Origin of the sequence: Jiella flava (assembly GCF_017349315.1) — a bacterium.
GTDB lineage: Bacteria > Pseudomonadota > Alphaproteobacteria > Rhizobiales > Rhizobiaceae > Jiella > Jiella flava.
This window is the reverse complement of record NZ_JAFMPP010000009.1, coordinates 126,572-138,130: the sequence shown is the minus strand read 5'-3', so window position 1 is coordinate 138,130 and position 11,559 is coordinate 126,572. Positions and strand designations below refer to the sequence as shown.

9 protein-coding genes are annotated in these 11,559 nt (G+C 63.7%); 3 read left to right on the top strand and 6 right to left on the bottom strand.

The genetic code is table 11. The features are described from left to right. Nucleotides 1–170: 170 nt before the first annotated feature. The 6 genes from J1C48_RS11995 to J1C48_RS11970 form a co-directional block, all read right to left on the bottom strand. Complete coding sequence (locus J1C48_RS11995) at nt 171–827, bottom strand: hypothetical protein (RefSeq protein WP_207258088.1); 657 nt, start codon at nt 825–827, stop codon at nt 171–173. A 100-nt stretch (nt 828–927) separates the two neighbouring features. Next, nucleotides 928–1,704 carry an alpha/beta fold hydrolase gene (locus J1C48_RS11990; protein WP_207258087.1) on the bottom strand — a complete coding sequence of 259 codons (777 nt, stop codon included), beginning with the start codon at nt 1,702–1,704 and terminating at the stop codon, nt 928–930. Nucleotides 1,705–1,711: 7 nt separating this feature from the next. Continuing rightward, nucleotides 1,712–3,379, bottom strand: coding sequence for a 2-isopropylmalate synthase (leuA, locus tag J1C48_RS11985; RefSeq protein WP_231081753.1), 1,668 nt, complete (start codon nt 3,377–3,379; stop codon nt 1,712–1,714). Between the two features lie 473 nt (nt 3,380–3,852). Then, a complete protein-coding gene (locus tag J1C48_RS11980) occupies nt 3,853–4,755 on the bottom strand; it encodes a cation diffusion facilitator family transporter (RefSeq protein WP_207258085.1) in 903 nt (300 codons plus the stop codon). A gap of 18 nt (nt 4,756–4,773) precedes the next feature. Further along, the gene (locus tag J1C48_RS11975; protein WP_207258084.1) at nt 4,774–6,963 is read right to left on the bottom strand and encodes an anthranilate synthase; all 2,190 of its coding nucleotides are present in this window, start codon (nt 6,961–6,963) and stop codon (nt 4,774–4,776) included. Between the two features lie 281 nt (nt 6,964–7,244). Then, a complete protein-coding gene (locus J1C48_RS11970) occupies nt 7,245–7,745 on the bottom strand; it encodes a YcgN family cysteine cluster protein (protein ID WP_207258083.1) in 501 nt (166 codons plus the stop codon). 184 nt (nt 7,746–7,929) lie between these two features. On the opposite strand from J1C48_RS11970, the gene J1C48_RS11965 reads away from it, so the two are divergent. The 3 genes from J1C48_RS11965 (at nt 7,930) to J1C48_RS11955 (ending at nt 11,475) form a co-directional block, all read left to right on the top strand. Then, entirely contained in the window at nt 7,930–10,089 is a 2,160-nt protein-coding gene (locus tag J1C48_RS11965) for a transglycosylase domain-containing protein (RefSeq protein WP_231081741.1), read from the top strand. A 119-nt stretch (nt 10,090–10,208) separates the two neighbouring features. Continuing rightward, on the top strand, nt 10,209–10,793 hold the full coding sequence (locus tag J1C48_RS11960) for a DUF1214 domain-containing protein (protein WP_207258081.1): 585 nt from the start codon (nt 10,209–10,211) through the stop codon (nt 10,791–10,793). Next, complete coding sequence (locus J1C48_RS11955; protein WP_207258080.1) at nt 10,786–11,475, top strand: DUF1254 domain-containing protein; 690 nt, start codon at nt 10,786–10,788, stop codon at nt 11,473–11,475. The genes J1C48_RS11960 and J1C48_RS11955 overlap by 8 nt, the downstream gene beginning before the upstream one ends. The last annotated feature ends 84 nt before the right edge of the window (nt 11,476–11,559 follow it).

Genomic DNA, 11,559 nt, shown 5'->3' with positions numbered 1-11,559 from the left:
AATTGCGGCCACCGCCAAGACCGTCGTTAATCTTCGCAAGACCATGACTGTGCGACGAACCCCGCTGGCGCGCCAACAACCAAGAGCCCATCATCGATCGCTGCGCTCCTCGGGCCGAAGCGTTCAGATCTGAGCGCGTCTTGAGGAGATGGCGGCCGGACGCGCCGCCGTCAGCCGCCGATGATCATGCCGCGATAGGAGGCGATCGCCAGCAGGACGCCGGCCCCGAGCACCGCACCGATCATCAGCCAGACAAGCGCGACCGCAAAGTCACTGCCCTTCGAGCGACGGGGCTTGGCCGGCACAGCGTCCTGCTGCGGCTGCGACAAGCGCATCGGCTCGGCGTTGTCCTGCGCGACCTTGACCGCCCGCGTATGCTGATAAACGGCGCCACCGTTGAGGAAATCATCGGCCGCATAGGCCTTTTCCCGCTCGACGATGCGCTCGGCGACATATTCGGTGACGTGATCGGCGATGGTGCGCGGCTCAGTGGATTCGGCAAGGGTCAGTCGCCCGAGCCGGGTTTCGCGGACGAAGCGATAGGTGCGCCGATCGCGGGCCATCATCACATTGGCGGTGCCATCGATCCACAACCGGGGATGGCTGCCGCCCGAGACGGTGAAGTCGAAATAGTCGTCGCCGGGCTCGATTTCGCGGGTGATCGGCTGCAATTCCTCGGCTAGGATCTCCAGCCGGGCGCGGTCCGCCTCGCGGATGTCGACCACCACGTCGGAGCGCTGGGCCGCGGCGATCTTGGCCTGGCGCACAGCATCGGCGAGGCGCTTGGTGCCCATGAGTGACGCAATGTTTTCTTTGGTCTCGCTCATAGCTCGCCCCGAATCGACCACTTAACCGCTTGTTTACCGTAGCTGCGTTTCGCTACGAAAGAAACAGTCGGATGCCCCGTCCGAAGTTTTCAGGACAGCTTCAAGACTTCTCGCCGCGGACAATCGCACGCCGGATTGCCATTTCGGTGTCGCGGGGCGCCTCGAGCGGCAGCATATGGCCGACGCGGGCAAGACGGGTGACGTGAAAGGCCGGCGGCAGATCGTCGCTTTGTGCGGCGGGGGTCACGGGGTCGAGATCGCCCCAAAGAAGTTCGATCGGGCAGCCGGTCTCGGCGATGGCGGCCAGCGGCAAGACGCCCTGATTTCCGGTCGCAAAGAGCGTGTCGAAGATCACCTGGATCGGTGCGCGCCCCTCAGGACCATTGCAGGTCGCGGCGGCGGACGCTGGCATCGTGAAGTCGGCGGCACACATGCCTTGAAGGGCGGCGACGAGACCCGCCCTATCGCGCGCCGCCATCATCGCGCGGATCGGATCGAGACCGATGGTCGAACCGAAACCACCCGGCGCGAGCAAGGTCATCGAAGCCACGCGTCGGGGCGCGAGCAGCGCGACGAGACAGGCCACCGCACCGCCCATCGAATGCCCAATCAGATGCGCCCGTTCGATGCCGCGTCCGTCGAGTTCACCAAGCACCGCCCGGGCCGCCGCATTGGGCGGCCCGAAGCCGGGATAGGCGCGCGATCCGCCATGACCGGGCAGATCGAAGGCGAGACATCGGCGCTCCTCGCCCGCGAATGTTTCGGCGAGTTCGGAAAACACCGCCGCACGGCCGTCGAAGCCATGCAGAAAGACGAGAGGCGGCAAGCGGCCGCCGCCGCTCTCTTCGGCATGAAGCCGCGGCACTTCGGTCGTCATCGCCCGTCTACACCGCGACGATGCGATTGACGGCCGAAACGATCGCTTCGAGCGACGCCGTCACGATGTTCTTGTTGATCGCCGCGCCGAAGATCCTCCCCTCCGGATGGGCGATCTCCATGTAACAGATGGCGCGGGCGTCGGAGCCGGTGCCGAGCGAGTGCTCGGCATAGTCGAACACCGAGAATTCGATGCCGAGATGGCGCTTTAAAGCGTCGACGAAGCCGTCAATCGGCCCGGTGCCGTTGCCGTTGATGGTGATCTCCTTGCCGTCGTCGATGATCGTCGCCTCGACGATGCGTTCGCCCTTCACCGTCTGGTTCGGCCGGGTGAAGTGATCGACGAATTTCAGCCGGCCGGCCGGCTGCTCGACATAGCGCTCGATGAACCGGTCGTAGATCGCCTTGGCCGGCATTTCGACGCCGCTCTCGTCGGTGACGCGCTGGATGTCCTCGCGAAATTCGATCTGCAGATTGCGCGGCAGATTGAGCCCGTAATCGGCCTGCAGGATATAGGCGATGCCGCCCTTGCCTGACTGCGAGTTGATCCGGATGATCGCCTCGTAGCTGCGGCCGACATCCTTCGGATCGATCGGCAGGTAGGGCACCTCCCAGATCTCGCTGTTGGCCGCCTTGCGCGACTTCATCCCCTTGTTGATCGCATCCTGATGCGAGCCGGAAAACGCCGTGTAGACCAGCTCGCCGACATAGGGATGGCGCTCGGGGATCGCCAGCTTGTTGCAGTATTCATAGACGTCCTTGATCCGATTGATGTCGGAGACGTCGAGGCCAGGATCGATGCCCTGGGTGTACATGTTCAAGGCCAGCGTCACGAGATCGACATTGCCGGTTCGCTCGCCATTGCCGAACAACGTGCCCTCGACCCGGTCGGCGCCGGCCAGCAACCCCAGTTCGGTCGCCGCGATGGCGGTGCCGCGATCGTTGTGAGGATGCAGCGAGATGATCAGGTTCTCGCGATTGTCGAGGTTGCGGCACATCCATTCGATCTGGTCGGCATGGATGTTCGGCGTCGACATCTCGACCGTCGCCGGCAGATTGATGATCAGCTTATTGTCCGCCGTCGGCCGGATGATTTCGGCGACGGCGTTGCAGATTTCGGCGGCAAAATCGAGTTCGGTGCCGGTAAAGCTTTCCGGCGAATACTGGAAGCGATAGCCGCCTCCGGCCTTCGCCGCCATGTCGGTGATCATCTTCGCCGCGTCGACGGCGATCTGCTTGATCCCGGCACGATCCTTCTGAAACACGACGCGGCGCTGCAATTCGCTGGTCGAATTGTAGAAGTGAACGATCGGGCGGATCGAGCCGTCGAGCGACTCGAAGGTCCGCTGGATCAATTCCGGCCGGCACTGCACCAACACCTGCAGCGAGACGTCGTCCGGCACGCCGCCCTCTTCGATGCACCACCGGGCGAAGTCGAAGTCGGTCTGCGAGGCGGAGGGAAAACCGATCTCGATTTCCTTGAAGTTCATGCGCAACAACAAGGCGAGGAAGCGGGCCTTGCGGTCATGGCCCATCGGATCGATCAGCGCCTGATTGCCGTCGCGCAGATCGACCGAACACCAGACCGGCGGACGTTCGATTGTCTTCGACGGCCAGGTGCGATCGGCAAGATCGATCTGGCCATAGGGGCGATATTTGCGCGGCGCGTCCGGCATCGTGGCGCGGGCGGGGCCGTCAGGGAAACTCTGGGAGGACGGGGCTTGAGAGATCGCGGACATCAAAGCTCAACCTTCTGGTCGCACGGATCGCCGCAGCGCCTCGACGCGTTGCGGGCGGCATGGCGGACGCATCCGATATTTTGGGCAGATTGTGAAGACCAAGGAACCAGGGCCCGGCCCATAACCGAACCTGATCGACCGCCAGACGTCCCTTGTTACCGGGTCTGACGGTCGCCGCTAAGGCCGAGAAGAAGGAGGAGTTGAGCGACGGCGAGCGTGTGCTGCCCGCCGTCATGCGGCAGGCGATCGACACAGGAAATGGGGCTCACATCGTCCATGGCCGGCAGGATAACCGGGCGCCGGCATTTTGCAAGAGCGCTTGAGCACCCTCGCTCAACGAAATGCGGTGGCGCCGCGCAGAGCGCTGAGCTTGGATCGCTCGCCCGGCATCTCAGCCCGCCGGATCGGCATCACAGAACCGGAACGCCGACCTGCTTGGCCTCTTCCTCAGGCTCGACATGGATCGAAATCCGCACGCCGGAAAAGGCCTCTTGCAAGACGTCTTCGATCCGATCGCAGATCTCATGGGCGGTGGCGACGCTCATTCCGCCCGGCACGACCAGATGGAACTCGATGAACATCGCCCGCCCCGCCAACCGGGTCTTCAGATCATGCACCTCGATCGCGCCGGCGGCATTGGCCGAGATGAGATCGCGGACCTGCGCCTCTTCGGCCGGATCGATCGCCTGGTCCATCAGCCCCGACAGCGAGGAGAGAACGACCTTATAGCCCTCGCGCAAGATATTGAGCGCCACCAGCGCCGCCATCAGCGGATCGAGAATCGCCCAACCCGTCCAGGTGGCAACGCTGAGACCGGCGAGGACGCCGACAGAGGTGAAGACGTCGGCCATCATATGGCGGCCGTCAGCGGCCAGCGCCGGCGAGCGGTATGTGCTTCCACGCCGGATCAGGAACCAGCCCCAGCCGAAATTGATCACCGTCGCGATGGCGTTGATCATCATGCCGAGGATCGGCGTCTCCAACGTTCGCGGCATCTGAAACGCTTGCCAGGCCTCATGCAGGATCACCAAGGCGGCGACGACGATCAGCACCCCTTCCACGACAGCCGAGAAATATTCCGCTTTGGTATGGCCGAAGTGATGTTCGCTGTCCGCCGGCTTGTAGCTGACCGTCACCGCCCAAAGCGCCACCGCCCCGGCAACGACGTTGACGATCGACTCCATCGCGTCCGAGAACAGCGCCACCGAGCCCGTGACCTGATAGGCGACGGACTTGATGGCCAGCACCGCCAGCGCAACGCCGATCGACATCGCGGCGATCCGCTTGGTGAGGGTCGCTGTATCGTCCTGCATGATCCATCCGCCCCGACGTCAGGCAGCTTTTTCGCGTGCCTGCCGCGGCAAATGCGCGACGACGTTTTCGATCATCCGCATGCCGGCATCGCCACCGAGCGTCATGATGCTTTCGGGATGGAACTGCACGGCCGCGACCGGCTCATGGCGATGCTCGAAGGCCATGACAATCCCGTCGTCGGTTTCCGCAGTCACCTCGAAATCCCGCGGCAGACGAACGGGATCGGCGAAGATCGAATGATACCGCCCGACGGTGACTTCGGCCGGCAGGCCCGAGAACAAAATGCCCGGCTTGTCGATCCGAATGCGCGAGGGCTTGCCATGCACCGGGACATGCAAGGTCCGCAAAGCGCCGCCATAGGCCTCTGTTAGCGCCTGCAGGCCGAGGCAGACGCCGAAGATCGCCGCGCCGCGCTCACGGGCGGCCGCGATCGTGCCCTTGCAGTCGAAGTCCGAGGGATTGCCCGGCCCCGGCGACAGGACGACGAGATCGGGATTGATCCGCTCGAAGATCTCCGCCGGCACCGGCGTTCGCACCGTCGCAACGCTCGCCCCCGTCTGGCGGAAATAATTCGCCAGGGTGTGGACGAAGGAATCCTCATGGTCGACCAGAAGGATGCGCACCCCTTCGCCGACCTTGGCAGTCTCACGGGTGACGGCGCCGGCATTCGAAGCACCGGCATCACGAATCGCGCCGAGCAGCGCCGAGGCCTTGAGTTCGGTCTCGGCCTCTTCTTCCTCGGGATTGGAATCGTAAAGCAGCGTCGCGCCGGCCCGCACCTCGGCGATGCCGTCTTTGAGCCGGATGGTGCGCAAAGTCAGGCCGGTGTTCATATCGCCGTTGAAATGCACCATACCGACGGCGCCGCCATACCAGGCGCGCGGGCTTTTCTCGTTCTTCTCGATAAAGCGCATCGCCCACAGCTTCGGAGCACCGGTGACCGTCACCGCCCAGGCGTGGGAAAGGAAGGCGTCAAAGGCGTCCATGCCGTCGCGCAGCCGCCCCTCGATGTGATCGACCGTATGGATGAGGCGCGAATACATCTCGATCTGGCGCCGGCCGATGACCTTGACCGAGCCCGGTTCGCAAACCCGGCTCTTGTCGTTGCGATCGACGTCGGAGCACATCGTCAGCTCCGACTCGTCCTTCTTGGAATTCAAGAGCTTGAGGATCTGCTCGGAGTCCGAGATGGCGTCCTCGCCGCGCTTGATCGTGCCGGAGATCGGGCAGGTCTCGACCCGCCGGCCATTGACCCGCACGAACATCTCCGGCGACGCGCCGATCAGAAATTCGTTCTCGCCGAGATTGATCAGGAAGGAATAGGGCGAGGGATTGACCGCCTTCAGGCGGCGGGAGATTTCCGACGGCCGATGCTCGACACGCTCGTAGAACACCTGACCGGGGACCACCTCGAACAGATTGCCACAACGAAACTCTTCCTTCGCCGCCCGCACCAGTTCGGCATATTCACCGGGCTGGTGATCGCCGCGCGGCGGAATTCTGTCCGACAAAGCGAAGGGCGCGTCACTGCCGCCCCGGGCGAGCCCTTCGGTCGTCACGCCGTTCTTGGCAAAATCGTAGCGCGTCAGCGACGCCGTCGCCGAATAATGGTCGACCTTGATGATTTCGTCGGGAAGGTAGAGAACGAGATCGCGGCGCGCCGGATCGCGGTTTTGCACTTCGTTGACTGAATCGAACTGGAAAGCGAGGTCGTAGCCGAACGCGCCGTAAAGTCCGATCGCGGCGTCATTCGCCGAGCGGAACAGCGAAACGATCCGGCGCAGCACCGAAAACACCGTCGGCATGCGCGAGCGTTCTTCCTCGGTCACCGCACCGCTCGGCTCGGCAACGACGACGGCAAGCTTTTCGGACGAGACCTGGAGCGAGGCGATCTCGTCGCTCCCCTGAAGCGCCTCGGCGATGAAGCCGACGAGAATCTTGCCGCGCTCGTTAAGTGCTTCGATCACCATCGCCCGGCCGCGCGAGCTGATCACCAGCGGCGGATCGACGAAGGCGACGTCCTGCCGGGTGTAGCGCCCGGGATATTCATAATTGGAGAAGAGGATCGCACCACGGCGGGTATCGAGGCGGTCGAAGAACGGCTCGATCGCCCCGTCATAGATGACCGTCTCATGCCGGCGCGTGACGACGACCCCACCGGCCGTCTCATAGCGCTCCGAACCATCCTGACGAAGTTCGCCGATCATATCAATTCTCCGGGTTTGGCCTTCTGGCCCGGACGTCTGACGCAAAAAGGCCGCCCGGGTGTCGAGGCGGCCTTGTTTTCGAGATCACGACGAGTGACGGCTCGGCCGCTCTGTTAGAGCGCCCGCCACCAGTTCTGCTTCGTAGCGACCAAAGTCTTCATGGTTTTCCGATAGCCCCTGCCGCGGCAAAGGGCAATGGGGATCATGCGTCGAACGATCCGGAATCGAGCCTGCTCGCGCGCTCTGCCAAACACGCCGTCGCGGTGCTCGGAGCTCTGGCGTCAGAAGCGCCCGTCGCCATCTTCACCATCTGGATCCTCGCCGGGCCAATCGACCACGTGATCCTCGTAATCCTCCAGTTCCATGCCCGCTTCGCTGACGGTTCGATCACGCACCGAGATCCCCGCCTGATGGACCGTCTCGGGATCGCCAGAGACGAGATGATGCCACCAATAGAGGTCGCGCCCCTCGGCCACGAGCCGGTAGGCGCAGCTCGGCGGCAACCAGCCAAGCGAGCGCACCGCGGTCGGCGTCAAAGCGACGCAATCGGGCACCACCGCCTGGCGAGTCTCATATTGGCGACAGCGGCAGGCGTGACCATCGAGCAACTGGCAGGCGACATTCGTCCAGGCGATTTCGCCGGTCTCCCAGTCCTCCAATTTGTTCAGGCAACAACGGCCGCAGCCGTCACACAGCCGTTCCCATTCGGAAGCGCTGAGATCTTCGAGGCGTTTCGTCTTCCAATATGACGCAGCTTCCACCGCCTTGAGGTCATCGGACATCCAGAAACCATGCCGCTATTTTTGAAGATTTTTCCAAGGCCCCGGCCTATAACCACGACCGGGGACGACGTAGGATGTCACGGATGGTCGTACAAGTCGCGTCCATGACCGCCGACAGACGGCGCGGGCGGACGGCATAGGCCGAAAAACCTGCGCAGCCTTATTGCTGGATGATGAGCGAAGCGTGCATAACAAACCGAATTTTCCCCGCAAGCGTCGGCAGCCGTCGCGGCTGATCGAGATTGATGCGTGGATCGATTCGAGCATCTGGCGGTTCTTTCATGCGGTCGCCATCTGGTGGGAAGGCGTCACCATCGTCTCGCGCAAAATGCGGGCGCGCGGCTTCAACCGCATTCTGGTGGAGCTGGCCTGTGAAGGCCTGACGCTCGGCCTCGCCGGTTTCGTCCTGCTTCTCGCCCTTGCCCAGCCGGCCATCCGCATGACCCGGAACGGCCTGCCGCAAGAGACCAACTATTCGGTTCTGTTTCTCGACAAGCATGGCGACGAGATCGGCCGGCGCGGGGTGATGCGCGCCGCGGCAGTACCGATCGACGAAATGCCGGACAATTTCGTCAAGGCGGTGCTGGCAACCGAGGATCGGCGCTTCTTCGACCATTTCGGCATCGACTTCATCGGCCTCGTCCGGGCGATGACGGTGAATGCCCAGGCCGGCGGCGTCGTCCAGGGCGGTTCGACCCTCACCCAGCAGCTGGCAAAGAATCTCTTCCTGTCCAACGAGCGCAGCCTCGATCGCAAGATCAAGGAGGCCTTCCTCGCCCTGTGGCTGGAATCGCATCTGACCAAACGTCAGATCCTGTCGATGTATCTCGACCGCGCCTATATGGGCGGCGGCACCTTCGGCGCGGCCGCGGCGGCCGAATTCTATTTCGGTAAAAATATCCGCGACGTCTCGCTGGCCGAGGCGGCCATGCTGGCGGGTCTGTTCAAGGCGCCGGCGAAATATGCGCCGCACATCAATCTGCCGGCCGCGCGCGCCCGAGCGAACGAGGTCCTGACCAATATGGTTCAGGCACATTTCCTCACCGAAGGCCAGGTGATCGCGGCGCGGCGTCATCCGGCGACGGCGATCGACCGCTCTTCGACCCCCTCGCCCGACTACTTCCTCGACTACGCCTTCGACGAAGTGCAGCGGATCGCCAAAAAATACGGTCTCAAGCAGCGCAATTTCATCGCCCGCACCACGATCGACATGAATCTGCAGAAGCTAGCGGATGAGTCGGTCGAGTATCATCTGCGCCAGTTCGGCAAGACCTATAAGGTCGGCGAAGCGGCGATGGTGGTGCTCGCCTCGGACGGCAGCGTGCGGGCCATCGTCGGCGGCCGCGACTACGGCGTGTCGCAGTTCAACCGGGCGACCAAGGCGCTGCGCCAGCCGGGTTCGTCCTTCAAGGTCTATGTCTATGCGACGGCAATGCAGCAGGGCATGACGCCGAGAGATACCATCGTCGACAGCCCGATCACTATCGGCCGCTGGTCGCCGCAGAACTACGGCCGCTCCTTCCATGGCCGGGTGACCCTGGCCACCGCCCTCGCGCGATCGCTGAACGTCCCAGCCGTCAAGCTCTATCAGAAGGTCGGCTTCGCCAACACGGTGAAAACCGCCAAGGCGATGGGCATCGAGTCGCCGCTCAGGGGCGACAAGACGATGGCGCTTGGCACCAGCGAGGTCACCGTCATGGACCAGGCGACCGCCTATACGGTCTTTGCCAATGGCGGCATGGACGCCCATCGCCACGCGATCGAACAGCTGATGGATGGCGACGGCAAGGTGGTCTGGGACGCGCGACGGGATCTGCCACCCCATCACCGCGTCCTCAGCAAGCAGGCGACGAAATACATGAATGAGATGCTGGTCGGCGTCACCGAAAACGGCACGGCACGGCGGGCTCAGCTGTCGATGACGCGGGTCGGCGGCAAAACCGGCACTACCCAGAGCTATCGTGACGGCTGGTTCGTCGGCTTCACCGGCAATTATGTCGGCGCCGTCTGGTTCGGCAACGACAGTTTCGCCCCGACCAACAAGTTGACCGGTGGCTCGCTGCCGGCGATGACCTGGCAGCGCTTCATGGAAGCCGCGCACAAGAACATCGAGCTGAAGCCGATCCCCTATATCGACGATCCGTTCCCCGCCGGGCGCAAGACAGTCGCCGATTCCGGCGAAGGCGCCGCCCCGCCTGCCGCCACGCAGCCGCTCAGCCGAAAGGCGCAGGAGGTTCTCGCCACGATTGCCGATCGCCTCGAAGCGATCAAACCGCTCGATCCCGAACAGCTGGCCTCTGCCGACGCCAACACCGGCGACGCCGCACCGGCCAGGACGCAATAGTCTTTTCATCCATCCCGCGCGCCCATCGATCCCGCCAGCCCATTCAAACCGCGATCACGGACCGACAACACAGACTGAGCGGGGGCGCGGATCGCAGCCGCCCGCGTGAAACCGAGCCGATGCAGTTCACACTCCTCGTCATGATCGCCGTCGGCATCGCCCTTTATCTCGGCGGCTGGTCGGCAAAATGGGCCGTCAAAGAATCGTCCGAGATCGCGACTGTCGAGGTCGGCCAGTGGAAGGCGACGCCCTTTGCCGGCGCGCCCGACGCCGATCCCTATTCGAAGGCGCGCCTGGCGATGATCGGCAATCTCAATCTCGGCATCGGCGAGGGCATCCAGTTTCGCGGCTCGGCCGACGACAGCGGCCAGCCCTTGCGCCGCGAATGCAGCTATTCGATCGAAGGCACGACACCGCCGGCGCGGATCTTTACCCTTGCCGCTTACATGCCCGAGGGCCAGCTCATCACCCCGGCGGCAGGCCGACCGGGCTGGCTGACCTCGAACAATCTGATGCGCAACGACGACAATTCCTTCGCGATCGCCGTCGGTCCGACGGCCCGGGCCGGCAACTGGCTCGCCACCTCGGGTACAGGGCAGATGATCCTGGTGCTGGCGCTCTACGATACACCCGCGAGCGCCGAGAGCGGCGCGTCCAGCCTGACTTTGCCCACGATCCACCGCGAGGAATGCCGCCGTGGGTAAGCTGATCCTCGCCATCTTGATCGGCGTCGTCGGCGCCGGGCTGGTCCACATCGCAGTGATCTTCACCATGCCCGACGTCGCCCGGCGCAATGCCTGGAGCCGGCTGGCCGAAATCGGCACGCTCAATCAGCTGGTGCGGGTCGAGGCGCTCGACGCCGATCCCAACCCGGCCCTTGCGACAACGGACGCGCCGATCGGCGATTTCGCCTTCGTCGATCCCGCGTTTTTGACAGCCGGCTGCCGCTTCTCGCTCGCCAACGGCCCAGTGCGGATCGTCGCCAGCCAACGCGATCCAGCCTTCTGGTCGGCTTCGATCTACAATCGCCAGGGCGACAATCTCTACAGCATCAACGACCGCTCGGCGGTCGACAATGCCTTCGACCTGATGGTGGGAACGCGCGACCAGTTGGTCGACAAGTCGGCGATCGAGGACGCGCCTGAGACCCAGATCCCCGTCGAGGTCGAGATGAGCTCCGGCTATATGACCATTCGGATGCTGGTGGACGAGGAAAGCAAGCGCCCGTCGATCGACGCCTTCATCAGCTCGATCAAATGCCAGCCGGCACCGTTAGACGACGCCTTGTCGACGGACGCGATTCACAAGTCCGGCACAGCTGCAGGACGCGCGTCGCCGGCAACCTCATCACCACAGCCAACCACGACCGGCCGCACGGCGCAGTGATCCCGCACTCAAGATAGCGGGCACCCGTCTTCTTCCGGCGGATCGTTCTGTTGCCGTCACGGACGATCGCAGCGTCACGGCTGT